Source organism: Mycobacterium sp. shizuoka-1, from assembly GCF_002723835.1.
Taxonomy (GTDB): domain Bacteria; phylum Actinomycetota; class Actinomycetes; order Mycobacteriales; family Mycobacteriaceae; genus Mycobacterium.
This window is the reverse complement of the sequence record NZ_BEWG01000055.1, coordinates 43,879-68,630: the sequence shown is the minus strand read 5'-3', so window position 1 is coordinate 68,630 and position 24,752 is coordinate 43,879. Positions and strand designations below refer to the sequence as shown.

The 24,752-nt window shown below is 67.6% G+C and carries 25 protein-coding genes; 14 read left to right on the top strand and 11 right to left on the bottom strand.

What is annotated here, in order from left to right; translation table 11 throughout:
• Positions 1-195 precede the first annotated feature (195 nt).
• Positions 196-1,446, bottom strand: a complete 1,251-nt coding sequence (locus tag MSZK_RS16370) for an Ig-like domain-containing protein (RefSeq protein WP_371411347.1) — start codon at positions 1,444-1,446, stop codon at positions 196-198.
• 154 nt (positions 1,447-1,600) lie between these two features.
• Between MSZK_RS16370 and MSZK_RS16365 the strand changes: the two genes are divergently transcribed.
• Positions 1,601-2,452 (top strand): NYN domain-containing protein, encoded by an 852-nt coding sequence (locus MSZK_RS16365; protein WP_099249557.1) that lies wholly within the window; start codon positions 1,601-1,603, stop codon positions 2,450-2,452.
• Here MSZK_RS16365 and MSZK_RS16360 read toward each other — a convergent pair.
• Both MSZK_RS16360 and MSZK_RS16355 read right to left on the bottom strand, forming a co-directional pair.
• Positions 2,449-3,153 carry a hypothetical protein gene (locus tag MSZK_RS16360; RefSeq protein WP_099249555.1) on the bottom strand — a complete coding sequence of 235 codons (705 nt, stop codon included), beginning with the start codon at positions 3,151-3,153 and terminating at the stop codon, positions 2,449-2,451. The genes MSZK_RS16365 and MSZK_RS16360 overlap by 4 nt on opposite strands.
• Positions 3,150-3,701 (bottom strand): bifunctional 2-polyprenyl-6-hydroxyphenol methylase/3-demethylubiquinol 3-O-methyltransferase UbiG, encoded by a 552-nt coding sequence (locus MSZK_RS16355; RefSeq protein ID WP_099249553.1) that lies wholly within the window; start codon positions 3,699-3,701, stop codon positions 3,150-3,152. The genes MSZK_RS16360 and MSZK_RS16355 overlap by 4 nt, the downstream gene beginning before the upstream one ends.
• Positions 3,702-3,776: 75 nt before the next feature.
• Between MSZK_RS16355 and MSZK_RS16350 the strand changes: the two genes are divergently transcribed.
• The gene (locus MSZK_RS16350; RefSeq protein ID WP_099249734.1) at positions 3,777-4,688 is read left to right on the top strand and encodes a cyclopropane mycolic acid synthase family methyltransferase; all 912 of its coding nucleotides are present in this window, start codon (positions 3,777-3,779) and stop codon (positions 4,686-4,688) included.
• Between the two features lie 50 nt (positions 4,689-4,738).
• Positions 4,739-5,623, top strand: a complete 885-nt coding sequence (locus MSZK_RS16345) for a cyclopropane mycolic acid synthase family methyltransferase (RefSeq protein ID WP_158230591.1) — start codon at positions 4,739-4,741, stop codon at positions 5,621-5,623.
• On the opposite strand, the gene MSZK_RS16340 is transcribed toward MSZK_RS16345, so the two are convergent.
• Entirely contained in the window at positions 5,624-6,874 is a 1,251-nt protein-coding gene (locus MSZK_RS16340; protein WP_099249551.1) for a KasA/KasB family beta-ketoacyl-ACP synthase, read from the bottom strand.
• Between the two features lie 269 nt (positions 6,875-7,143).
• Between MSZK_RS16340 and MSZK_RS16335 the strand changes: the two genes are divergently transcribed.
• Positions 7,144-8,460: a DEAD/DEAH box helicase gene (locus MSZK_RS16335; RefSeq protein WP_099249549.1), complete on the top strand. Its 1,317-nt coding sequence runs from the start codon at positions 7,144-7,146 to the stop codon at positions 8,458-8,460.
• A 75-nt stretch (positions 8,461-8,535) separates the two neighbouring features.
• Positions 8,536-8,739 carry a cold-shock protein gene (locus MSZK_RS16330; protein WP_005143710.1) on the top strand — a complete coding sequence of 68 codons (204 nt, stop codon included), beginning with the start codon at positions 8,536-8,538 and terminating at the stop codon, positions 8,737-8,739.
• A 62-nt stretch (positions 8,740-8,801) separates the two neighbouring features.
• On the opposite strand, the gene MSZK_RS16325 is transcribed toward MSZK_RS16330, so the two are convergent.
• Together MSZK_RS16325 and MSZK_RS16320 are read right to left on the bottom strand one after the other, a co-directional pair.
• Positions 8,802-9,311, bottom strand: coding sequence for a DUF5994 family protein (locus MSZK_RS16325; protein WP_099249547.1), 510 nt, complete (start codon positions 9,309-9,311; stop codon positions 8,802-8,804).
• Positions 9,312-9,421: 110 nt separating this feature from the next.
• Positions 9,422-10,045, bottom strand: coding sequence for a TetR/AcrR family transcriptional regulator (locus MSZK_RS16320; RefSeq protein ID WP_099249729.1), 624 nt, complete (start codon positions 10,043-10,045; stop codon positions 9,422-9,424).
• A 172-nt stretch (positions 10,046-10,217) separates the two neighbouring features.
• On the opposite strand from MSZK_RS16320, the gene MSZK_RS16315 reads away from it, so the two are divergent.
• Both MSZK_RS16315 and MSZK_RS16310 read left to right on the top strand, forming a co-directional pair.
• A complete protein-coding gene (locus tag MSZK_RS16315) occupies positions 10,218-10,397 on the top strand; it encodes a hypothetical protein (RefSeq protein WP_099249545.1) in 180 nt (59 codons plus the stop codon).
• Positions 10,398-10,497: 100 nt separating this feature from the next.
• Entirely contained in the window at positions 10,498-11,823 is a 1,326-nt protein-coding gene (locus MSZK_RS16310; RefSeq protein WP_371411346.1) for an MFS transporter, read from the top strand.
• Here MSZK_RS16310 and MSZK_RS16305 read toward each other — a convergent pair.
• The 3 genes from MSZK_RS16305 to MSZK_RS16295 are packed head-to-tail and all read right to left on the bottom strand — an operon-like array spanning position 11,809 to position 14,019.
• Positions 11,809-12,993: an NADH-ubiquinone oxidoreductase-F iron-sulfur binding region domain-containing protein gene (locus tag MSZK_RS16305; RefSeq protein WP_099249541.1), complete on the bottom strand. Its 1,185-nt coding sequence runs from the start codon at positions 12,991-12,993 to the stop codon at positions 11,809-11,811. The two genes, MSZK_RS16310 and MSZK_RS16305, sit on opposite strands and share 15 nt — an antisense overlap.
• Positions 12,986-13,528: a ferric reductase-like transmembrane domain-containing protein gene (locus tag MSZK_RS16300; RefSeq protein ID WP_099249540.1), complete on the bottom strand. Its 543-nt coding sequence runs from the start codon at positions 13,526-13,528 to the stop codon at positions 12,986-12,988. Before MSZK_RS16300 ends, MSZK_RS16305 begins: the two co-directional genes overlap by 8 nt.
• Complete coding sequence (locus MSZK_RS16295; RefSeq protein ID WP_099249538.1) at positions 13,525-14,019, bottom strand: hypothetical protein; 495 nt, start codon at positions 14,017-14,019, stop codon at positions 13,525-13,527. Before MSZK_RS16295 ends, MSZK_RS16300 begins: the two co-directional genes overlap by 4 nt.
• Positions 14,020-14,142: 123 nt before the next feature.
• Here MSZK_RS16295 and MSZK_RS16290 point away from each other — a divergent pair, with 123 nt between their 5' ends.
• Entirely contained in the window at positions 14,143-14,589 is a 447-nt protein-coding gene (locus MSZK_RS16290) for a DUF5709 domain-containing protein (protein WP_099249536.1), read from the top strand.
• A 78-nt stretch (positions 14,590-14,667) separates the two neighbouring features.
• Here the strand turns inward: MSZK_RS16290 and MSZK_RS16285 are convergent, their stop codons facing one another.
• Positions 14,668-15,513 carry a hypothetical protein gene (locus MSZK_RS16285; RefSeq protein WP_099249534.1) on the bottom strand — a complete coding sequence of 282 codons (846 nt, stop codon included), beginning with the start codon at positions 15,511-15,513 and terminating at the stop codon, positions 14,668-14,670.
• A gap of 100 nt (positions 15,514-15,613) precedes the next feature.
• The gene (locus MSZK_RS16280) at positions 15,614-17,416 is read right to left on the bottom strand and encodes a bifunctional serine/threonine-protein kinase/transporter substrate-binding domain-containing protein (protein ID WP_099249727.1); all 1,803 of its coding nucleotides are present in this window, start codon (positions 17,414-17,416) and stop codon (positions 15,614-15,616) included.
• Between the two features lie 219 nt (positions 17,417-17,635).
• On the opposite strand from MSZK_RS16280, the gene MSZK_RS16275 reads away from it, so the two are divergent.
• From MSZK_RS16275 to MSZK_RS16250, 6 genes are all read left to right on the top strand, one after another.
• Positions 17,636-19,195 (top strand): hypothetical protein, encoded by a 1,560-nt coding sequence (locus tag MSZK_RS16275; protein ID WP_099249532.1) that lies wholly within the window; start codon positions 17,636-17,638, stop codon positions 19,193-19,195.
• A gap of 387 nt (positions 19,196-19,582) precedes the next feature.
• Entirely contained in the window at positions 19,583-20,449 is an 867-nt protein-coding gene (locus tag MSZK_RS16270) for an ABC transporter permease (RefSeq protein WP_099249530.1), read from the top strand.
• A gap of 1 nt (position 20,450) precedes the next feature.
• Positions 20,451-21,305 (top strand): ABC transporter permease, encoded by an 855-nt coding sequence (locus MSZK_RS16265; protein WP_199203366.1) that lies wholly within the window; start codon positions 20,451-20,453, stop codon positions 21,303-21,305.
• Positions 21,306-22,676 carry an MlaD family protein gene (locus MSZK_RS16260; protein WP_099249528.1) on the top strand — a complete coding sequence of 457 codons (1,371 nt, stop codon included), beginning with the start codon at positions 21,306-21,308 and terminating at the stop codon, positions 22,674-22,676. It abuts the gene before it with no gap.
• The gene (locus MSZK_RS16255) at positions 22,673-23,728 is read left to right on the top strand and encodes an MCE family protein (RefSeq protein WP_099249526.1); all 1,056 of its coding nucleotides are present in this window, start codon (positions 22,673-22,675) and stop codon (positions 23,726-23,728) included. The genes MSZK_RS16260 and MSZK_RS16255 overlap by 4 nt, the downstream gene beginning before the upstream one ends.
• Positions 23,721-24,740, top strand: a complete 1,020-nt coding sequence (locus MSZK_RS16250; protein ID WP_099249524.1) for an MCE family protein — start codon at positions 23,721-23,723, stop codon at positions 24,738-24,740. The genes MSZK_RS16255 and MSZK_RS16250 overlap by 8 nt, the downstream gene beginning before the upstream one ends.
• Positions 24,741-24,752: the final 12 nt, after the last annotated feature.

Sequence of the window (24,752 nt, the reverse complement as noted above, 5' to 3'; positions counted from 1 at the left end):
GCGCTGTTCCGTGACCTGACGAGGCCCGCCGGAGCCGCCACCTGCAGCAAACATCGAATCATTAGCGGACTCTAACTTTTCCGCCGCCTGCCGCATCGCCATCGGCGCATGTCGAGGGCGGTCACGGGGCGAGGTCGCACGTTGTGGCTGTGATCGCCATGGGGACCGGCAGCGCCGCCAGATCTGGCGGGGAACTCAGTGCAGGGCACTGCCTTTGAGCCAGTCACTCCACGACAGGGTCCAGTCGCCGTTCTGGGTCAGCGAGAGCGGCGGGCCGCCGGTGTTGCGGACCTCGACGACGTCTCCGGGCACCGAGAAGTCGTAGAACCACGCCGCGTTCTCCCCGCTGAGGTTCAGGCATCCGTGCGACGTATCGGTGTTGCCCTGCGCCCACACCGTCGCGTTCAACTGGTGCAGGTAGATCCCGTCCGGGCTGATTCGGGTGGCGTACGGGATGGTTTCGCGGTAGCCCAGCCGCGAGTTGATCGGCAGCCCGTAGGTGGACGAGTCCATGATCACCGGGTTGGCCTTGTCCATCACGGTGTAGACGCCGGGCGGCGTCCAGAACGACAGCGTCTGTCCGCCGATCGTCTCCGTACCGCCCCGACCCATCGAGGTCGGCATGGTGCGCACCAGCGTGCCGTTGTCGAACACGCTCACCTGCTTGGTCGTGTCGTCGGCGACGGAGACGTGCGCATCGCCGATGGTGAACGTCGCGGCGGAATCCTGTTCGCCGTACAACCCGTCACCGAGCGGCACGCCGTAGACGTTGGCTCGGACAGTGACTGAAGTGCCTGGGGCGTAATACTTTTCGGGACGCCAATGCGCCGTCTGGTCATCCATCCAGTACCAGGACCCGCGCACCGGCGGGTTGGCGGTGACCGACAGGTGCTGTTCAGCGGCGACACGATCGCTGATGGGCTCGCCGAAATGCGCGACGACGACGGTGCCGATCCCGAACCGGCCACCGTCGAGCGGCTGCCAACCCGACGCGGTGAACGACACCTGGGTCTGATCGCTGGGCACCAACGTCTGGAACGTCGACGACATCGTGGACGGGACACCACCGGGGCCGCGGGCATCGACGGTCAGGGTGTAGGTACGTCCGTAGCCCAGCGGCACGGTGGGCTTCCAGGTCTTGAAGTCGGGGGTGACGACGCCGGGCACCGACTTGTCGGCGTCGTTGACCATCGAGACGTGGGTCAACATGCCGGACTTGGCGACCACCGTGATCCCGCCCAGCGGGTCGACGTCGGTGGTGCCGTCGGCGGGGGTCAGCGCGAGGTCGGCCGGGTCGGTGGACGGGGCAGGCTGCGGGTCGAGGGCGGCGGCTTCGGTGCGGCAGTGCTCGGGGCAGCGCGGCGCCGCGGAGACCACGACGCCGCCGAGCACGGCCAGCACCGCCAGAACGACGCCGAGGCAGGCCCCGCGGGCACGACGACTCAAGCTCAACTGCTCACTCCATGACGAATTCGAGGATCGGCGACTGCTGCCGGGATGCCGATGATCAATCGGGCTCCTGAAGCATAGACGTACCGGCGCGCCACGCCGTTCGGGCAAAGGCGCGTGCCGCGTCACAACATGGACAAGACTCGAGCACATGACCGAACCTGGCTCCGCCCGCGTCGCGGTGTACCTCGACTTCGACAACATCGTGATCTCGCGCTACGAGCAGGTGAACGGCCGCAACTCTTTTCACCGCGACAAGGCCAAGGGCCTGGATCCGGCCAAGCTGGGCCGGGCACGGGTCGACGTGGGCTCGATCCTGGACTTCGCGTCGTCGTTCGGCACGGTGGTGCTCACCCGGGCGTATGCCGACTGGTCGGCCGACGTCAACGCCGAGTATCGCGAGCAGTTGGTGGGCCGTGCCGTCGATCTGGTGCAGCTGTTCCCGGCGGCGGCCTACGGCAAGAACGCCGCGGACATCCGGTTGGCCGTCGATGCGGTCGAGGACATGTTCCGGCTGCCCGACCTCACCCACGTGGTGATCGTGGCCGGCGACTCGGACTACATCCCGCTCGCGCAGCGGTGCAAGCGGTTGGGCCGCTACGTGGTGGGTATCGGTGTGGCCGGCTCCTCGAGCCGGTCGTTGGCCGCGGCGTGTGACGACTTCGTCATCTACGACTCGCTGCCCGGGGTCCCGGTGTTCGAGCCGGCGGCCTCCGAGCCGCCGCCGAAGCGATCCACCCGCGCCAAGTCCGCAGAGCCCGAGCCGCCCGACCCGCAGACCGCCGCCACCGCGCTGCTCAAGCGGGCACTGCAGATCGGCCTGGAAAAGGACGATGCCGACTGGCTGCACAATTCGGCGGTGAAAGCGCAGATGAAGCGGATGGATCCGTCGTTCTCGGAGAAGTCGTTGGGGTTCAAGTCGTTCAGCGACTTCCTGCGCTCCCGTACCGATGTGGTGGAGCTCGACGAGAGCTCCACCACCCGGATGGTCAAACTGCGTTAGACGGTCGTGTCGATCCACACCGCGCGGGCCGCGGCCAGCAGTTCCCCGTCCGCGGTGTAGAGCGTGGAACGAGCGCCGATCTTGCGGCCGTCGTGCCAGTCCGAGGTGGCCACCACCACACATCGTTCGGCCACCCGCGGCGCTCGGTCGATCCGGGCGGTCATCCGGCCCAGGACCGCGACCCCGCCCGGAATGCGGTCGAACGCCGCCCACCCGCCGGGGCAATCCAGCGCGGCCCAGACAATCTCGCGCCGCACCACCCCGTCATCGGCCAGGGACTCGTCCGGGATCCACAGGTCGGCCAGAACCGACTGGCCGGGAAGGCGTTTGGCGAAGATCCGCAACCCGTCACCGGTCTCGCGGTCCGGGCCGCAGGTGAAGCAGCTGCGGAACGGATGGTTGGCGTCGGCCAGCGCGGCCGGGGCGTCCGCGGGGATGTTCAGCACGGGTGGCACAGCGTCGACGGGTTCGTCGACCGGCCTGGCGACGGCCACCACCTCCCCACCGGCCGGGTGCACTTCATACGTCGGCCCCGCCGGCTCCACCAGCAACGCGGTGTCCAACGGAGGCGGACGGTGCAAGGTCACCTCGACCAGTTCGGCCGGGACGTGGCCGGCGATCAGTCCGCAGGCGTAGCCGCCGTTGGCGCTGCCGGGCGGGCCGTTGAATCGGCCGGCGAACATCACTGACGGCTCGGTCATCGCCGATCCCCTCTCACCCGCGCCACCAACCACGCCTGCCCGTCGCCCTCGCCCCCGGCGAGCACCTGTAGGTCGGCGAACGCCCTGTCGAGTTCACCCGCCTCGGCCCGAAACGCACCCGGAGCGGCGCCGACCTCGCTGAGCACGCTGATCGCCAGCAGGCCACCGGCTGCCAGCCGCTCCACGATCGGGCGATACAGCCGTGGGTCGCGGAAGCGATGGCACAGGACCATGTCGACCGCGGGTCCGGGCGGCAACCCGTCGTCGAGGTCGGCGACCGAGAACCGGCACCGATCGTCGACACCGTGGCGGCGCGCCAACTCCCGCGCCTGGTCGACCGCGACTTCGGACGCGTCCACACCCCACACGCTCAGACCACGCCGGGCCAGCCAGACCGCCGCGGCACCGGAGCCGCAGGCTATGTCCAGCGCTGTACCCGCCGTCGGGATCGACTCCTCATATCCGGCGAACACGGTGGGCAGCGCGGGTGTCGCGGCTGTGCGACCCGCATACTTCTGGTCCCAGCGGACGCGATCGGCCTCGGCCACGTCCCTCACGGTAGACGCAGGAACGTGCCGTGCGAAGCCGTGATTGAGATCCGCGGCAGTGGGTACACGCGTCGGATGTCGAAGGCAGAGTCTCAGTGGCTGTCCAAGTCCGCCTCCCAAACACGCGGGTCCGACAAAAAGGAAGTTCAGTTCCACTACGACATCTCCAACGAGTTTTTCCGGCTCTGGCAAGACCCCACCCAGACCTATAGCTGCGCCTATTTCGAGCGCGACGACATGTCGTTGGAAGAAGCGCAGATGGCCAAGGTCGATCTGGCGCTGGGCAAGCTGGGGTTGCAACCGGGAATGACGCTGCTGGACATCGGCTGTGGCTGGGGGTCCACGATCATGCGGGCCGTAGACAAGTACGACGTCAACGTCATCGGCCTGACGCTGTCGGAGAACCAGAAGCGCCACATCGAGGAGTTCTGGTTTGCCAACTCCGACAGCCCGCGACACAAAGAGGTTCGGCTGCAGCCGTGGGAGGAGTTCGACGGCAAGGTCGACCGGATCGTATCGATCGGCGCCTTCGAGCATTTCGGCTTCAACAAGTACGACGATTACTTCAAGAAGACGTTCAGCTGGCTGCCCGACGACGGGGTGATGCTGCTACACACCATCATCATTCCCGAGGACGACGAGATCAAGGCCAAGAATTTGCCGTTGACGATGTCGCGGGTGCGATTCATCAAATTCATCATGGACGAGATCTATCCGGGAGGTCGCCTGCCGCTGGCCTCGATGGTCAAGGATCACGCCGCGACCGCAGGTTTCACCGTCACCCGCGAGCAGCACCTGCAGCCGCACTACGCCCGCACGCTCGACACCTGGGCTGCCAACCTGGAAGCCAAGCACGACGAGGCCGTCGCGGTCACGTCGGAAGAGATCTACGAACGTTTCCACAAGTACCTGACCGGATGCGCCGACCTGTTCCGCAACGGATACACCGACGTATGCCAGTTCACATGTGAAAAGGCAATCAGCTAGCCTGATTTCGGAGACGACGTGAACAACTCGGCTAGAGGGGGTCGACGTCGATGACGGAAAGTGGTTCTGCCTCAACGAAGCTGCGTCCGGCATATGAGGACGTGCAGGCACACTACGACATCTCGAATGAATTCTTCGGCCTGTTCCAGGACCCGTCGCGGACTTACAGCTGCGCGTATTTCGAGCGCGACGACATGTCCCTGGAGGAGGCCCAGCTCGCGAAAATCGATCTGGCACTGGACAAGCTGGACTTGCAGCCCGGGATGACGCTGCTCGACGTCGGCTGCGGGTGGGGCTCGGTGATGAAGCGTGCCGTGCAAAGGTTCGACACGAACGCTCTCGGATTGACGCTGAGCCGTAACCAGTGCGCACTGGGCCAGCAGATCCTCGATGCGGTCGACACCGACCGATCTCGGCAAATTCTGTTGCGCGGCTGGGAAGAATTCGACCAGCCGGTCGACCGGATTGTGAGCATCGAGGCGTTCGAGGCGTTCCCGAAAGACCGCTACGCGGCGTTCTTCTCGACCTGTCACCGCGTTCTGCCCGCCGACGGCGCGATGGTACTGCAGACCATCATGGGTCACCCGCTCAAGCGCTGGCCGGAACTGGGCATCCCGATCACGATGACCGACCTGAAGTTCATGCGGTTCATCGCCAAGGAGATCTTCCCGGGCGGGGCGGTCCCCTGTGACGACGATGTCGTCGAATACGCCGAGAAGGCCGGGTTTTCGGTGACGAACCTGGACTACCTGACCCCGCACTACGTCCGCACCCTCGACATCTGGGCGCAGCGACTGGAAGCCGCCCGCGAGCAGGCGGTCGAGGTGACGTCGGTGGAGGTCTACGACCGCTACATGCGCTACCTCGTCGGCTGCTCGGACTTCTTCAACCGGGGCATCTCCGAGGTCGGCCAGTTCACGCTCGTGAAGCGCTGATCAGGCGGCGCCGAACGCCAGCACCACGTTGTGGCCGCCGAGGCCCAGTGAATTGCTGATCGCATATCCGAAGTCGGCCCGGCGCGGCCGATCGACCACGACGTCCAGACCGATCTCGGGGTCGAGATCTTTGACGTTGCGGGTGGCCGGCACGACGCCGTCGCGCAGGGCCTGCACGGTCAGCGCGGCTTCGACCGCACCCGCCGCGCCGAGCGAATGGCCCAGCGCGGCTTTGGGTGCATACACCGCGGGGTCATGGCGGCCCATTGCGTGGCGGACGGCGCGGGCCTCGGCGAGGTCGCCGAACGTGGTTCCGGTGGCGTGGGCATTGACCAGATCGATGTCGCTGGGCTGCAAGCCGGCCAGGTCGACGGCATGGGCGATGGCGGCCGCGGCGGTCTCCCCGCTGGGGTCGGGCGCGACGTCGTCGTAGGCGTCGGAATTGGTCGCCGCCCCCATCAGCCGCGCCAGGATCGGCGCACCGCGGGCCCGCGCATGTTCTTCGGTCTCGATGAGCAGCAACGCACCGCCCTCGGCCAGCACCATGCCGTCGCGATGTCGATCGAAGGGCCGGCAAGCTCCGGGCGGGTCGTCGTTGTTGGTGGACATGATGCCCAGCTCGGTGAAGGCGGCCACCGGCACCGGCTCGACCCACGTCTCGACCGCGCCGCAGATCGCGATGTCGGCCTCACCCAGCACGATGTGCCGCCACGCCTGCGCGATCGATGCGGCGCCGGAGGCGTCGCCCATCAACGGCGCGATCACCCCGGCCTTGGCCTTGCGCTCCAGTCCGACCGCCGCGGCCGGCGCATTCGGCATGAACATCTGCACCGCCAGCGGGGACATCGCCCTGAGACCGCGGGCGTGCCAGTCGACGGCACCCTCGGCGATCTCTTCGGTGTTGGCCAGGGCGGTGCCGATCGAGACCAGCAGCCGATTGGTGTCGACCTCGGGAGAACCCGCGGCGCTCCAGAGCCGACGCCCCAGCACGGTGGCCATCTTGCCCAGATAGGACAGCCGGCGAAGTTCCACCCGGTTGAGGTAGGGGTCGAAGTCCTCGCGCAACGTGCCGCCGATGCGCACTGCGGATTCGTATTCGCGGACGAACCACTTGTCCAGCTGCCGAATCCCGCTACCGCCCTCCAGCAATTGCTGCCAGGTATCCTCGGCGTCAGCAGCCAGCGCGTTGGTCGATGCCAATGCGGTGACCACCACATTGGGCAGACCCTCGCCCGTCCGCAACGACGTCATCTCGGATTGGCACCTTCCGATCGTGTGGGTTGCCGCGCGGGTACCCGGTGGGGCGGGAATTTAAGCGCCTCCGCTACTGCTATGCTGGTGTCAACGTTGGCGTCACTGACAAAGCCGCCAGCACGTCGTGGAACACCTTCACTTCACCGGCACTTCCGGATTCCGGAAACCGAGTTCAGCTGATTTGTGCTCCTGAAGCACACAGTCTCGCGGCGATCGATTTTGCCTCCCGGCAATCTCGCCACCCTTACTGATGCCCGAAAGGCACCATGCAAACCGAAAAAACGTTCGCCGACCTCGGCGTGCGTGCACCACTGGTGCGCGCCCTGTCCGACAACGGCATCATCCATCCCTTTCCGATCCAGGTCTCGACCCTGCCGGACACGCTGGCCGGCCGTGACGTGCTGGGCCGGGGCAAGACCGGCAGCGGCAAGACGCTGGCGTTTTCCATCCCGTTGGTCAGCAGGCTGGCCGGCACCACCCGCGTGGCCTCGCGGCCCTCGGGTCTGGTGCTGGCACCCACCCGTGAGCTGGCCACCCAGATCACCGCGACACTGCAGCCCCTGGCGGAGGCGTCCGGTCTGCGGGTCACCACCATCTTCGGTGGTGTGCCGCAGAACAAGCAGGTCAGGGCATTGCAGTCCGGTGTCGACATCGTGGTCGCCTGCCCTGGCCGGCTCGAGGATCTGATGCGGCAGCGCCTGATCTCGCTCGACGCCGTCGAGATCACCGTGATCGACGAGGCCGACCACATGGCCGACCTGGGCTTCCTGCCCGGCGTCACCCGGATCTTGGCGGCCACCCCGGCCGGCGGGCAGCGACTGCTGTTCTCGGCGACGCTGGACAACGGCGTCGACAAGCTGGTCAAGCGGTTCCTGCGCGACGAGGTGTCGCACGCCGTCGACTCCGACACGTCCCCTGTCGACGCGATGACCCATCACGTCTTCCACGTGTCCAGCGCCGAGGCCAAGAAAGACCTGGTGCACACGCTGGCTTCCGGCACCGGACGGCGAATCCTGTTCCTGCGCACCAAGCATCACGCCCGCAAGCTGGCCAAGCAGCTGACTCAGGCGGGTATCCCGTCAGTTGACCTGCACGGCAACCTGTCTCAGCCGGCACGCGACCGCAACCTGGCGGCCTTCGCCGCAGGCACGGCCCGGGTGCTGGTGGCCACCGACATCGCCGCGCGCGGTGTCCACGTCGACGACGTGGAGCTGGTCGTCCACATCGATCCGCCCGCCGAGCACAAGGCCTACCTGCACCGGTCCGGACGGACCGCGCGCGCCGGACGGACCGGCGACGTGGTGACCGTGGTGCTGCCCGAGCAGCGCCGCGATACCCAGGCCCTGCTGCGCAAGGCCGGCATCACGGCAGCGCCCCAACAGGTTTCGGCTGATTCCGAGTCGGTGCAGGCGCTGGTGGGCGAGGTCGCCCCGTACCAGGCGCCGGCCGCTGCCCCGGCGGCGCCGGCACCGCAGCGTCGCCCGGCCGGTCACCGCCGCCCGGGAGGCGGTGGTGGCGGCACCGGTGGCCAGCCCGGCCGCCGGCGTTCGCGCCGCCCGCGTTCCGCGGTTGGCGCCAAGTAGATTTCGTTCCGGCGGACCCGCCGGAGCGGACACCGGATGCCTAAAGCATCCAACTGAATGAGAGAAGAAAGATAGATGGCACAGGGAACTGTGAAATGGTTCAACGGCGAAAAGGGCTTCGGCTTCATCGCTCCTGACAGTGGCGACCAGGATCTGTTCGTCCACTACTCGGAGATCCAGGGCAGCGGCTACAAGTCGCTCGAGGAGAACCAGCGTGTCCAGTTCGAGGTCGGACAGGGCCCCAAGGGCCCCCAGGCGACTCAGGTCTCCGCGGTCTGATCGAACCACATACCACCACCAAGGGCTGGTACGGCAATGCCGTACCAGCCCTTGGCTTTTGGTCAGTCTGCGGTAGCTTCGACGACCGGCGTCTGCAGTGTGCGAGCCGGCGACGAGGCACTCTGCTCCCGCGCCGCACGCACCACCCGGTCGGCTACCGCGTACTCAGGCACGTCGGTGTCTTCGCCCAGGGTCGGCAGGTCGGCCGCATGGCGCAGAACCATCCATCCCAGCGCTTTGGTCGTGGTGGTCGGAATCACCAACAGCCGGGCGCACCCGGTTCGGCCGACGAGGACCATGATGCGTTGCCGTTCGTCGTTCCAGCCCATGTTGCGCATCGCCGTCGAGACGTGGGCGTCCAAGATCGGCACGGCCGAGGTCGCCGACCAGTTGATGTTGATGTCGACGATTTCACCGAGCCGTACGTGCAGCGCCTCGATGAGGTCGGGCAGTTCACTGGCCAGCGAGCCGGTCCGCGGCCACCACGCCCCGTCGATGTCGCCGCCAAGCAGCGGATTGAGACTGAGTCGAATCGGGCTGGCGGTCCGGCGCGATCCGCGCATGCCGTTCATCGGGATCCTGCTGCCGTGGCGAGTTGCTTCATTGGCGTTCCTCACGCAGCAGGGTGGTCGATCCGCGGACAACCTGCGAAACGGACCGGTACCAACGCTACCCTGCGCCGCTACGGCGTTTCGCGCGGCCCGTCAGTGCGCGGTTCGATCAGCTCTTTGATCGAACCGCAGACCGCGGCCAGGGTGTGCTCATCGCGGGTCGACAGCGTCAAGACGAACGCGCCCTGGATCAGGGCCAGTACGGTGTCGGCAAGATCGTCGCTGGAGCGGTCGGTGCGGATGTCGCCGCGTTCCTGGCCCGCCGCGAGTAGGGCGGAGACCCGGGTCTTCCAGCCGTGGATCTGGCCGGCCAGCTGAGGGCGGAACACGTCGGAGGTGGCGGCGACCTCGGTGGAGAACTTTCCGGTCAGACACCCCGTCTGGAAACCGGACTTGACGAAGATCTGCGACATGTCCTTGAAGTAGCCGGTCACCTGGTCGGCCGTGGACAAGTCGGTCCTGGCGACCCACTTGGCGACCAGTTCACCCTGGAACCCCATGTACCGGTTGAGCACCGCCTGCCCGAAGGCGTCCTTGGAGCCGAAGTGGTGATAGAAGGAGCCCTTCGGCACGCCGGCCTCGGCAAGGATCGCGTCGATGGTCGTCCCGTGGAAGCCCTGTTCGTAGAACAGCTTCGCGCCAGCGCGGAACAGCCGCTCTTTGTGCGAGAGCGCCGCTTCCTGCTGGGTTGACATCCAAACCGCCTTCAGAGCATCGGTGAACTGGGCGTTTCCCACTATATGGCGGGATCGCCCGGTACTAGACCAGGTCGCCTGAACCGTGTGGTCTAGACCACATCGTCTAGACCTACTAGTCTAGACGATTTAGTCTAATACGGACGGGGGTCGAAGGAACGGAGGACCGTTCATGGTCGCAATCGGAGCCGGTGGGCTGTCGCCGGCACGCTTTCTGAGTCGCGTCGCGGCGTGGCTGCGGGCACCGGCATTCGTCGAACGCGAGCAGCCGCAAAGAACTCGGCATTACCCGCCCCGGCGGGCCAGCTTCGTCGAGCAGGCGTCGATGTCGCGGGAGATGTACCGGCTGTGATCGCCGGTCACTGTCCCCTGATCAGCGGACAGTGACATCCGCCACAACTGGGCCCAGCCAGCGGATACCCGCGTGACGCGGGTGGGGCGACCATTGCGCCATGGAAATGGGAATCCGCGGCCGTGCCCGCCGGGTCGCGCTCGCCAGCTACGTCGGCTCAGCCATCGAGTTCTACGACTTCTTCATCTACGGGACCGCCGCCGCATTGGTGTTTCCGGTCGTGTTCTTTCCAGAATTGAGCCCGCTGATGGCGACGATCGCGTCGCTGGGCACCTTCGCGGCGGCGTTCCTGGCCCGCCCGCTGGGTGCCGCGGTGTTCGGCCACTTCGGCGACCGCATCGGGCGGAAGAACGCCCTGGTGTTCACCTTGGTGATCATGGGCGGGTCCAGCATCGGAGTCGGCCTCATCCCCAGCACGGCCGCGATCGGTATGGCCGCACCGCTGCTGCTGATCGCCATGCGGCTGCTGCAGGGCTTCGCCGTAGGCGGCGAGTGGGCCGGTGCCGCGCTGATGAGCGCCGAGCAAGCTCCGCAGGGCCGGCGCGGCTACTACTGCATGTTCACCCAGCTCGGCCTGGGCACCGCGCTGGTGCTGGGCAACCTGGTGTTCCTCGGCGTCCACAGCGCGTTCGGCGAAGCCAATTCGGCCTTCCTGCAATGGGGTTGGCGCATCCCGTTCCTGCTCAGCGCGGTCCTGCTGGCCGTCGCGCTCTACATCCGGCTGCACGTCGAGGAGAGTGCGGTGTTCGCCGAGTCGGCCGCCGCGGGCCACACCGGAGTGCCGATCGCCGAGGCCGTCCGCAACCAGGGGCGCGAAGTGGTGCTGGCCGCCGGTGCGGTGATCGGGATGTTCATGCTGGCCTTCCAGGCCGGCACCTACTTCCCCAACTACGCCGCCAACCACCTGCACTACAACGAGAACCTGATCCTGCTCGTCGGCGTGATCGGGGGCCTGACCAGCATCGCGACCGTCGCCGCGGCGGCGACGCTGAGCGACACCTATGGCCGCCGCCGGGTGCTGGCCTTCGGCTCGGTGCTGGCCCTGCCGTGGACGCTGGTGTTGTTCCCGCTGATCCAGTCCGGCGATCCGGTGCGCTACGGCGTCGCGATCATCGGGACCTACGCGATCATCGGCGTCATGATGGGCCCGCTGGCCGCCTTCATCCCGGAGATCTTCGCCACCCGCTACCGCTACACCGGCGCCGGGTTGTCCTACAACATCGGCGGGATCGTCGGTGGGGCGCTGCCCCCGGTGCTGTCCCCGATGCTGCTGTCGGAGTACGGCAGCTGGGCGATCACCGCGATGATGGCCGGCTTCACGGTCCTTGGCCTGGTCAGCATCCTGCTGCTGAGCGAGACCGCCGGTCGCGGACTCGGGATCTTCGAGGCGGCGGCGCCGGGCGCCCCTCGGTTAGCGAGCCTCTGACGCCACGGCGTCGGCGGCCGCACACCGGCCCCGGCGATGCAACTCGACATCGGCGGCGAAGGTGAGCAGCGCACTGCGGATCATCCGGGCGGTGCCGTCGGGATGGCGGCACGCCCCGCGCCCGTCGACCAGCCGGGCAATCCGCCGAACCTCTTTCACCAGAGGGTCATTGGCCCGCCCGTAGGCCAGTTCCTCGAACAGCTCGGCCAGCCGCGGCAGGCCGTTGCGGCACGGCCCGCACTGGCGAGCACTCTCGTCGGCCAGATAGCCGACGATCTCGGCGGTGCGGGCCAGCCCGCATTCGGTGGCACCCAGGGCGTGCACGATCCCGGCGCCCGGTGTGGCCCCGACCGCCTGCAGCCCCGCCCGCGACAGCCGCAGACCCTCGAATGCCGATGCAGGCAACCAACTTCCGTGATAGCCACCGATCAGCACCGCCGACACCGACCGCGCGTCGATCAACTCGGTGAGCCGGACGCCGGTGGGCACCTCGATCACGCCCTCGGTGTCCACCGCGCCGGACACGGTGACCAGCATGGTGCCCGGCTCCTCCCGGTCACCGACCGAGCGGAACCAGTCCGGCCCGAAGCGCGCGATCAGCGCGATGTGAGCCAGGGTTTCGACGTTGTTGACCAGGGTCGGGCGCCGGCGCAGCCCGGAGATCGCGGTCGGCACGACCCGGTCGCGGGGCAGGGCCGGGCCGCCCTCGATGTGCCGGATCGCGGCGGACTCCTCCCCCGCGACGAAGGTGTCGGGAGCGGTCACCACGGTGACGGAGTAGGGATCACGGCCGGCCGCCCGTCGCTCGTCGAGAGCCGCGCGCACCGCTGCCACGGCATCGACATGCACGTACAGATAGACGGTGTCGGCACCGAGCGCCGCGGCCGCGATGTGAAGCCCGTCGAGAACCAGATGCGGTGCCCTGCCCAGCAGCAGAGCGTCCTTGCGGCTCAAGGGTTCTCCCTCAGCGCCGTTACCGATCACCACCGCGCCGCCGCCGGTGATCGCGGCGATCTTGCGCGCGGTCGGAAAGCCGGCACCGCCACGGCCCGTGAGCTTGGCGTCCTCCAGCAGCGAAACAAGCTGTGCGCGCGAGTGTTCGGGCGGTGCGCCGAAGTGATCCTGGTGTTCGGTGAGGCTGGGCCCGTGGGCGGCGAGCAGTCTAGGCATCGGCGTACTCGCTGAAATTGGCACGCAACCGCCACACCAGGACCGCGGCCACCACCAGGGCGCAGCAGCCGGCGAACGCCAGGAACCAGACCCGGCCGGTGTCGGTGCCGTTGCCCAGGGCGTGGGCCATCGCGATCGGCCACAACAGGTACGTGGCCCAGTGCACCACCCGAAAGACCCGCGGACCGATCCGTTGCCGCAGCAGGCCGGTGACCACGATGACGGCCAGCACGTCGACGGCCACGGTGCCCAGGCCCTGCCACAGCGGCCGGTAGGCACCGAGGAACGGGACGACGAAGTCGATGACCTTCAGCTTGGCGTACGGGTCCAGGAACAGCAGGCCGATGTGCAGCACCACCAGCAGCGTGGCGGCCAGCGCGACGAAGCGATGGACGTCGGAGACCGCGAAGCGCGGCAGCACCAGCAGCGGACGGCCCGACCTGGTGGCGATGCCCAGCGCCATCGAGATCGTCATGAACGCCAGCGCGACGATGCCATTGCCGCGACCCAGCGCCCACAACGCTTCACTGGTCATGATCCGCGGGAGATGGTGACGTGCGGCGAGAAGCTGTTGCCGCCGGAGGTGCCACCGCCGCCGAGTGGGACATGGCTCTGCCGGATCGGGAACGCGGGCTGGGACTTGGTGCTCGGCGCGGCGGCCGGTGGCGGCGCCTGCTGCTGCACGGTCTTCGGGGTGTAGCTGGGTTTGGGGGTGTAGGCCGGGCCCTCGGCCGGGGCCTGCGTGACCGTCGGCTCCGGGGCCGGCGGCGGCGTCGACTCCGGGGCCGGTGGCGGCGTCGACTCCGGGGCGGATGCGGGTGCGGCCGGTTCCGGGGCGGCGACCGGTTCCGGGGCGGGCGGCAGGTCGGTGGCCGCGGTGTCGACGGCCGGGATCTCGACCGGTGCGGGCTTGACGGTGTCGCCGTAGGCCAGGGCCGACGCGCCGGCGACTCCGGCGACACCGATCCCGGCCAGCGCCCAGGAGGTGATGGCGGCACGGCGGAATCCGGAACGGGGTGAATCCATGTCAGAGATGGTGGCGTCCGATTCTTTAAGCGCTCAAAGAACTGGCTGAGCGCCGGTTAGGTCGCGGCGACTGGTGACGAAAGTCCCCGTGGCGTTGCCGCGCCGTCGTGACATTCTGGAGCGGTGAGCAACTGGGACGACAGCACCGATAGCGGCGAATACAGCGTCGACGACGACAACCAGCTCCAACCCGAGGACACTCTGGTCGACCGTGGTGTCGACGACATCCTCGACGAGGGCATTTCGCCGCCGGAACGGCCGTACGCCCGCACGGTCCTCGACCATCCCGGCCCGGAGACGCTCGACGAGCTGCTCGCCGAGGAGGAGCCCGACCCGGTCGCGCGGCTGGGCAACGTGCTCGACGAACTCGACGGCGGCGACGAGGCCGAGCGCGAGGCGGAGTTCCCTGAGGACGACGAGGTCGGCGGCGCGCGGTCGGGCCGGCTGGTCGCCCCCGACGCCGGGTTCGGCGAGGACGACGACCCGGAGCTGTTCGCCTCCGACGTCGGCATCGACGGCGGCGCGGCGTCGGCCGAGGAGGCCGCGATGCACGTCATCGACGAGGACTGACGGCGCTTTCAACGCCGAGATTGCACTCACGCAGCGAAAGTGCGAGTAGCCGGCTGCGTGAATTCAATCTCGGCGTAGTCATGGCCGCCATCCCCTCGACATCAGGGCGTCCCGCACTCGAGCGATGACGTCATCAGGGCGGTCCTCTTTGATCACGCGTACGGCGTTCCAACCCATACCGGCGACCAGGCGGGCCCGCTTCTGATCCCAGACGTACCGACCGCGGTCGGTGCGGTGTTGGTCGCCGTCGTATTCGGCGGCGACCATGAACTCCTCCCAGCCCATGTCGAGCACTGCGACCAAACCCCAGTCGTCATAGAGGGGAATCTGGGTCGTGGGGATGGGCAAGCCCGCGTCGATCAACAACAGCCGCAGCCATGTCTCCCTCGGGGATGCCGCTCCACGGTCGACGAGCGGCACGACCTCACGGAGGCGGCGAATCCCGCGCGCACCCGGGTAGCGCTTGGCCAGCAACAGGATGTCCTCGCTGGAGAACGATTCGGCGCGCATCAGCGCATCCAAGCGCGCAATCGCTCGTGCCCGCGGAAGGTGGCGGCCGACATCGAATGCGGTGCGCGCCAAGGTGGTGACGGGAAGGCCGGCCACTCGAGTGACCTCGTCGTCGGCGAGGGATTCATTGCGGACGATCAGTCCTTCCGGCGGACGCCCGTTGTCCCAGATCAACTCGATGGGCTCGGTCGGGTTGATCCATTGCGACCCGTGCAGGGCGGCTGCTGCGGCGCCGGCGATGACAGCCCGCCTGCGCGACCACAACCATGCGGCGATCGTGCGATCCCGCAGCGAGACGGGCTGACCGCGAGGCTGATAGACGTCGGGTAGCAGCCGGTCATGGAAGCGCCGCAGCGCGTGTCGCGTCAGGGCACCGCTGGCCAAGGCTTCACTACCGATGAAGACCTCACCCATCGAGCCATCATGGGCGCAGCCACCGACAGTTCGCCGAGATTGAATTCACGCAGGGAAAGTGCGAGTAGACGTCTGCGAGAGTTCAATCTCGATGCGGGCGTCAGCGCACGGCGGCATTGATCGCGGGCTTGTCGATCATGCCCTTCTCGACACCCCAGATCGTCGCGATGGTGCGGTACTCCCCGGTGTCGATCAGATGCTGGAGCGCCAGCCGCAGCGATTCCGCCAGCCCGGAGTCCTTGGCGACCGGCCAGCCGTAGGGCGCGGAGTCGAACACCTCGCCCGCGGCCTCGAGCTGCCCACCGCTGGTCTTGATCGCGAACCCGGTGACGGGTGAGTCGGCCGACATCGCGTCGACCTCGCCGGCCATCAACGCGGTGTTCAGATCGTCCTGGCGGGTATAGACCACCTTCTTGATCGGCGGCTTGCCGGCCGCCACGCAGGCGTCGCTCTTGGCCGGGATCTCCGTGGTCTCCTGGATGGCGGCATATGCCACACCGACTTTGAGCCCGCAGGCGTCGTCGGGATCGACCGCAGCGCCGGGCCGCTGGGCCCACAGCGTGCCGGCCTGGAAATAGGTGACGAAGTCGGCGGCGCCTTCACGTTCCTTGGTGTCGGTGAACGAGGACATACCGAGGTTGAAGTCGCCGGCGCGCACCGAGGGGATGATGGCCTCGAACGCGGTCTCCCGGTATTCCGCCGTCAGGCCCAGGGTGCGGGCGACGGCATTCATCAAATCCACGTCGAAGCCGACGATCTTGCCGTAGGCGTCGATGAATTCGTTTGGCGCATAAGGGATGTTGACGCCGACGATCAACCGGCCGGAGTCTCGGATGGGTTGCGGGACGGTGGCCGCGATCGAGGGCACCGCACCCGCGGCGGCGGGCACCGGCTCCGAGCTGGACAGCGTGCCCGCCAGACTGGTCGCGCCGCTGGACCCGGTCTCGGATCCGCGCCACTGCCATGCCCCGATGCCGGCGGCCGCCACCAGCAGCATCGCCGCCCCGGCCGCGAGCAGCGCGCGGCGTCGATGCCGTTGCGGGGTGCCGGCCAGCGCGTGGCGTCCCGAGCCGCCGGTCCTGCGCCCCCGCGCGCTCAGCGCCCGGCGCGCGGCGGCAGCCAGTTCGCCGGCGCTGCCGTAGCGCTCGGCGGGTTTCTTGGCCATGCCCTTGGCGACGACGGCATCGAATGCTGCCAGCTTCGGATCCTTGTCCGATGGGCGTGGGGCCGGGGTGGTCATGTGGCCGGCGATCTGCTGTTCCAGGCTGTCGTCCGGATACGGCCGGGAGCCGGTCAGGCATTCGTAGAGCACGCAGGTCAGCGCATAGACGTCGGAGCGAAGGTCGGCCTGACGGCCGCTGAATCGTTCGGGCGCCATGTAGGCCAGGGTCCCCAGCGTGCTTCCGGCGGTGGTCAACCCAGCCTCGCTGGCCGTCCGGGCCAGGCCGAAGTCGATCAGGTAGGCGAAGTCGCGGGGGGTGATCAGGATGTTGGAGGGCTTGACGTCGCGGTGGATCAGCCCGGCGGCGTGGGCGGCGTCCAAGCCGGCGGCGACTTGTTCGACAATGTCGACCGCGCGCGGCTGGGACAACGGGCGGCCGGCGTCGGACAGGATCGCGTCCAGCGTGCGGCCCTCGATCAGGCGCATGTCCAGATACAGCCGGCCGTCGATTTCGCCGTATCCGTGGATGGGGACGACGTGCGGTTCGTTCAGCGCGGCGGCGGCTTGGGCTTCCCGGCGGAAACGTTGCTGGAAGACGGTGTCCTCGGCGAGCCGGGCCGGCAGCACCTTGAGGGCGACCACGCGATCGGTCTTGGTGTCGTAGGCGCGGTAGACCTCGCCCATGCCGCCGTGACCTATCAGCTCCTGCAGCTGATAGTGCCCGAATGGTGTCGCATCCACCATCTACTCCTCGGCAAGGCTCCGACCGTCGATTGAAGCTACCTCACCTTTGCCAGCAATGCCGCAGGTCGAGCTGTTTTGCGGGCTGCCGAGCGGAGGGGTTCGGCGCCAAAACCGAGACTGACATCACGCGTAGTCATATGGTCGACGGCAAGGTATCCCATCTGGGCCGAATCGCGGTCGCCAACCGGGACGCCGCGACGAGCAATCAGGGGACACATGACCGTACGTACGCCGTACCGCGCCGGCCTGGCCGCGATCGCTGTCGGCATCGGATTGAGTTTCGGGACCGTCACCGGACAAGCGGTCGCCTGGGCCGATACCGGGCACGCGTCGTCGAGTTCGGCGAGCTCGTCGAGTCAGACCGGGGTGGCCGGGCCGAAGAGACCGGCCGCCAGTCATCGCGCAGTGGCGTCGAGCCACCGCGCCGCGATCCGCCCCGACTCGCCTGCCCCGCAGCGCAACTCGACCAGACCGACCACGATCACCCTCACGCTCGCACCGGCCCGCTCCGCCGCGTCGACGCCGGCTGCGGTGCGCGGTGCGGTCGCGACCACGGCGCGCCCGATCGCGGCGGCCGTCCCGCGCGCTGTGGTGGTCACCGCGCCCACGACCACCGCGACGACGACGCCGACGCCCCCGGCGCCGCTGTCCCCGATCGCCAAGCTGATCGCCCTGCCCGGGCACGTCGTCAACACCGTGCTGCAGGCGCTGGACATGACCGCCGCCGTCAGCGGCCCGCAGAGCCCGCTCGACTTCGCACCGTTCAACGACCTGGTCTTTGCGGTGTTCCGCAGGATCGAACACGCGGTGGGACTGGACGCGACGCCGACGACGCAACCGGTGCCGCCGGCTCTGATCTACACCGGCCCCACCACCGGTCTGACGCCGACGGTGGCCCAGTTCCTCAACGCTGCTGCCGCGGAATACGTGCTCGGCGGCACCCCTGGCGGATTGCGGCCGTTCACCGTCAACGGGGTTCCGGTGACCTCCACCAACGTCCTGTCCGGTGAATCCGCCCAAGTGTGGGTGACGCCGGAGAACCAGATCATCATCGCCTATCAGGGCACCACCGGCGGGACGAACTTGTTGTTCAACCCGTTGATCGCGGTCTCGCAGATCATCACCGACATGCAGATCATCTTCACCGGCACCACCCCGCTGGCGTTCCACCACGCGCTGGCCTTCGCCCAGCGAGTGCAGGCCGACGCCGCCCTGCAGGGCTACAGTTCCTCCGACATCTTCGTCACCGGCCACTCGCTGGGCGGCTGGGAGGCCGAATACGTTGCCCAGCAGACCGGTCTGGGCGGCATCGGATTCGAAAGCCCGGGCATCAACACCATCGTCGCGGGTAACGGCGCCAACTCCGGGTTCGTCAACATCGAGACCTACGGCGATCCGGCCGCGTACTTCTCCACCGACTTGCCGGGCCTGCAACCGTTCATGCCCGCCTATGTGCCCGGCGGCGGAACCAAGCCGCATTACGGATCGATCGTGATGATCGGCGACCCGAACGCGGTTGCACCGTTGTTCAATTCGGCGGCGTTGTGGGGTTACGGCCCGATCGGTGACCTGGTGTTCATGATCGACACCCTCGGCAATTTCTTCATGCACCATCTGCCCGGGATGCAAGCCTACAACCTCGACGTCGATCCGGACCCCACCGTGGTGCCCTGGCTGGGGGTACCGATGGGACCGGTCCAGACCGGATACGGCGAGTTGACCATTCCCGAACTGCTGAAGGCCGCCTCGGACGCCGGCACCCTGGTCATGCCGTAGCCGCCACAGATGTGAATCGGCAATGTACGTCGGTCACAGCAGGCTGGCAGTCAGCCGACAGCTCGGGATCCGTTCCACAGGGGTCTGACACACGCGAAAATACGCACTATAAGTTTGGTTACAGTCACACTGGTGCGGCCATTCGGGGTTCCCACCCCTGATCACTCGAACAGTATGTTAACGAATATTCTCCATCTCCTTGACTGCGAGAGTGGGCGGGTCATACGGTGTCCAGCAGGCACCAAGCACTCTTCGCCGACACCCTCGGCATCAAGCAGGGAAGGGATGTGAGTTCGTCCATCTTCTGCTTCTCCCTCTGTGGCAGCCAAAAGTGCTCGCGCACAGAGCTTTTGACACCGACGCAATGGCGGCCGAGGACGTCCGCCCATGACTAGCCACCACTCGCCCGCGGCCGAACACCCGGGCACCGACGGCGTCACGGCCATCGAGGACTGGACCGTCGGCTATGTGAAGCGCCATCCGCTGGCATCGCTGGCGACGGTCGGACACCAGTTCGTGCTCGGCGTGCGCACGCTGCAATACCTGTTCCTCGATCTGGTCACCGGCCGATTCCCGTTGCAGGAGTTCGTCCGTCAGGGTGCGTTCATGGCCGGCACGGCCGTGGTGCCCACCGTGCTGGTCGCCTTGCCGGTCGGGGTCACCCTGTCGATCCAGTTCGCTCTGCTCGCCGGGCAGGTCGGTGCCACCTCACTGGCGGGAGCGGCCAGCGGGCTGGCCGTGATCAGGCAGGCCGCGTCTCTGGTGGCGGCGATCCTGATGGCCGCCGCCGTGGGCTCGGCCATCACCGCCGACCTCGGTTCACGCACCATGCGTGAGGAGATCGACGCGATGGAGGTCATGGGCGTCTCGGTGATCCGCCGGCTCGTAGTCCCCCGGTTCGCCGCGGCCATCATGATCGGCGTCGCCCTCACCGGGGTGGTGTGCTTCGTCGGGTTCCTGGCCAGCTACCTGTTCAACGTGTATTTCCAGAACGGCGCCCCGGGCAGCTTCGTGGCCACCTTCGCGGCGTTCACCACACCGGGTGACATGGTGCTGGCGCTGCTCAAGGCGGTGGTGTTCGGCGCGATCGTCGCGGTGGTGTCCAGCCAGAAGGGCCTGTCCACCAAGGGCGGTCCGACCGGGGTGGCCAACTCGGTGAATGCCGCTGTCGTCGAGTCGATCCTGATCCTGATGATCGTCAACGTGGTGATCAGCCAGCTCTACAACATGCTGTTCCCGAGGGTGGGTTTGTGAGGTGACGGTATCGGCCTACAGTCCGTTCCGGATCCCGCTGAACCGGATCTCGAAGGCGCTGCTGTCACCCGTGGTCCGGTTGGGCCACATGCTGGTCTTCTTCATCCGCGCGGTGGCCGGTGTGCCGATCGTGCTGCGGCACTACCGCACCGAGTTCGCCCGGCTGCTGTCCGACATCGCCTGGGGCAACGGCTCCCTGGTGGTCGGCGGTGGCACCGCCGGTGTGGCACTGGTCCTCGGCGTGACGGTCGGGGCCATCGTCGGGATCGAAGGCTACAACTTCTTGAACCTGCTCGGCCTCGGGCCGGCCACCGGCATCATCTCGTCACTGGTGAACACCCGCGAGCTCGCGCCGATCGCGGCCTCACTGGCGTTCGCGACGCAGGGCGGCTGCCGGTTCACCGCGCAACTGGGATCCATGCGGATCGCCGAGGAGATCGACGCGCTCGACTCGCTGGCGATCCGGCCCATCCCCTATCTGGTCACCACCCGGCTGATGGCGTCGGTGGTCGCCGTAATTCCGCTCTACGTCCTGTGTTTGGCGGTCAGCTACCTGACCACCCAGATCGTGGTCGAGGTCATCAGCGGCGGATCCAACGGCGCGTACCTGCATTACTTCACGCTGATGTTGTCCGGCACCGACGTGCTGTACTCGCTGCTGAAGGCGGTGGTGTTCGTCTGGATCGCCTCGACGATCCAGTGCTACTACGGCTTCTACGCCAGCGGCGGCCCAGAGGGGGTCGGCATCGCCGCCGGGCACGCCATGCGGGCGGCGATCACGGTCACGATCATCGTCAACATGCTGCTGACGATGGCGTTGTGGAGCGTCGACGCTGGAGCGAGATTCGGCGGATAGATGGCGAATTCCCTTGACCTGGACGGGCGCGGCCCCACCGACCGGCAACTGGCACTGTGCGGGTTGGCCGTGCTGCTGGTCGCGGCCATGGTCGCCACGGTGCTGCTGCTCAAATCCACCGGGCGGCTCACTGGTTACGTGCGGGTGGTCGCCGACCTGCTCAACGTCGGCGACGGGCTGCCGCAGAAGTCCGACGTGAAGTACCACGGCGTGCTGGTCGGCACGGTCGACAACGTGGTGCCCGCGGCCGACGGCCACCCCAACTACGTCCACATCGACCTCAAACCCGAGTACGCCGGATCCATTCCGGCATCGGTCACCGCCAGGGTGGTGCCGTCCAACGTGTTCGCGGTGTCCTCGGTGCAGCTGGTCTCCGACGGCAGCGGGCCGGCGATCCGCGCCGGTGAGCACATCCCCGAGGACACCACGCTGCCGACCGTGCTGTTCCAGACCACGATCAGCAAGCTGCGCGACGTGCTGGCCGCAACCGGACGCGGACGAGAAGACCGCAGCGTCGGCATCCTGGCCGCCGTCAACGCCGCCACCGAGAACCGCCGGGGCGCCCTGCTGGCGAGCGGTGCCCAGCTCAACCGGCTGCTCGACCAGCTGAACTCGGTGGTCAGCACCGACGACGGCCCGTCGACGGTCTCGGCGTTGATCGACGCCACCCACGGTCTGGCCCAGACTGCCCCCGATCTGGTCGATGCCCTGCACCAGGCGGTGCAACCCATGCAGGTGCTGGCCGAAAAGCGTTCGGCGCTCACCGCTCTGGTCACCGGCGGCTCGCGCACCGCGGGCACCACCCGCACCGCGATCGACAACCACATCGACCAGCTCACCGGCATCACCAACCACCTCACCCCGGTGATCGGCAGCCTGGCGATGAACGCCGGCAAGTTCGTTCCGGCGTTCACGAAACTGAACGGGTTGTCCCGCAAGTTCTTCGACGAGGTGTGGATCCCCGAGCTGGACACCGGCAACATGCGCATCAACCTGTCGCTGACACCGAGCTACTCCTACACACGCGCCGACTGCCCGCGCTACGGCGAGCTGCTCGGGCCGAGTTGCTACACCGCACCGGAGATCGTGGTGCGACCGGATCTGCCGGAGATGCTGCTGCCGCAGAACTACCAGCCGCCCAAGGATCTGGCCCCGACCCCGGGCACGGTCGTCGGCCCGGACGGCAACCTGGTGGCGGTCGGACCGCCGCTGATCAACCCCAATCCGAACTTGGCCGACCCCAATCCGCCGGTGCCGCCATGGCTTTCGCCGGCTCCCCGGGTGCCGGGCACCGCCGACCCCGCCGACTCACCCCCGCCGCCGGCGCCCGCAGCGCCGCTACCCGCCGAAGCACCTGGAGGGGCGCGATGAAGTTTCGTGCCCCGTTGATCGGGCTGTCGCTGTTCATGGTGGTGGCGATGACGCTGACCTGGCTGGTGTACGTCACGCTGCGCCGCGACGTCGCGGGGCCCACCACGCCCTACACCGCGATGTTCACCGACGTGTACGGCCTGCGCGAAGGCGACGACGTGCGGATGGCCGGCGTGCGGGTCGGCCGGGTCGAGAAGATCGAGCTGAGCGGCAAACTGGCCAAAGTGTCGTTCGTCGTCCAGAACGATCAGCAGCTCTACGGCAACACCGTCGCGTCGGTGACCTACCAGAACATCGTCGGCCAGCGATATCTCGGGTTGTCCCTCGGCAAGCTCGGCGACCCGGGCCCGCTCGCGCCGCACGCCACGATCCCGGTCGAGCGCACCGACCCGTCGTTCGACGTGGGCACCCTGCTCAACGGCTACGAGCCGTTGTTCAGCGTGCTGAACCCGCGCGATGCCGACAACCTGACCAAGGGAGTCATCCAGTCGCTGCAGGGTGACAACGCCTCGATCGTCGCGCTCGTCGACCAAACCTCCACGCTCACCGACACGTTCGCCGGTCGCGACCAGGCTCTGGGCGATGTCATCACCCAGCTCAACACGGTGATGGGCAACTTGGCGTCGCAGAACTCCAACCTCGACAAGGCCATCTCCCAGACCAGCACGGTGGTGTCGGACTTCAACGCGCGCCGCCCCGAGCTGGTCGCCTCGACCGGGTCGCTGGCGCGGGTGATCCGCCAGCTGGCCACGATCTCCGACACCGTCAACCCGGCGCTGAACGAGATGGTCACCCGCGAGCCGGGGTTCACCGGGCATCTGGTCACGATCGAGCCACAGCTGGCGTTCACCGGCGACAACCTGCCGCTGATGCTCAAGGGGCTGGCCCGGATCACCAACGAGGGCGCCTTCGGCAACGCGTACGCGTGTGATCTGAACGCCACCGGCTTCTTCCCCGGCCTCAACGACGTGGTGCCGATCATCGTCAACGCCGCGACCCCGGGCAACAAGGCCGCCTACAGCCCCCGATGCAGGAACATGGCCAATGGTTAGAGGACGGCTGGAGAGTTACAACAAGACCTGGCTGGGGCTGATCGCCGTCGCCGTGGTCACCGTGATCGTCGGGGCCATGCTGATCGCCAACGCCGCCAACATCTCTCATCGGCACTACACGGCGAAGTTTCTGCAAGCCGCCGCCCTGCAAGTCGGCAACCCGATCACCATCGGCGGTATCCAGGTCGGCAAGGTCACCAGCCTGAAACTGGCCGGCGATCACGTCGAGGCGGGCTTGGAGGTCCGCGACGACATCGTGCTGGGCAAGGACTCCCGGGCGGTCATCAAGGTCGCCACCATCCTGGGGTCACGCTATCTGGCGCTGGAGCCCGAAGAGGGTGGCACGTTGCCGGACAACACGTTCGACCTGGCCCACACCGAGGTGCCCTACGACCTGCAGGCCGCGCTGGCCGACGTGACCACCACCTACGAGCAGGTGGACACCGATGCGTTCGCGAAGTCGCTGGGCATCCTGGGCACCCAGATGCAGGGTCTGCCCGCCGTGGTGCCGCAGGCGATGCGCAACATCCAGACCCTGTCGACGGTGATCGCCGATCGCCGAGACCAGCTGGGCGCGTTGCTGAAAAGCACCGACCTGGTCAGCTCCACCCTGGAGCGCCAGCACGCCAACATCGCCGCGATGATCACCCAGGGCCAGGAGCTGATCGGCCGGTTCGTCGACCGCAGCGCCACCTTCCACGCGATGCTCGCGGCGTTGACCGATCTGGTGAACGCGATGAGCACCACAGTGGTGACCAACCGTGGCGAGCTGGACCAGACGATCACGAACCTGCGCCGGCTGTCCGATCTGCTGGCCCAGCATGACGACCTGCTGCGCAGCACCCTGCAGGCCGGACCGGTGGCGCTGCGGGGCTTCGCCAACGCCAGCGGCACCGGCAACGCCTTCGACTTCAACACGCCCAACGGTCTGGCCGTCGACTCGTGGATGTGCGCGATCAGTGGGCGCGCCAAGCAGTTCGGCATGATCCAGTACTTCAAGGACTGCAAGTGAGGGGCGGGCGAG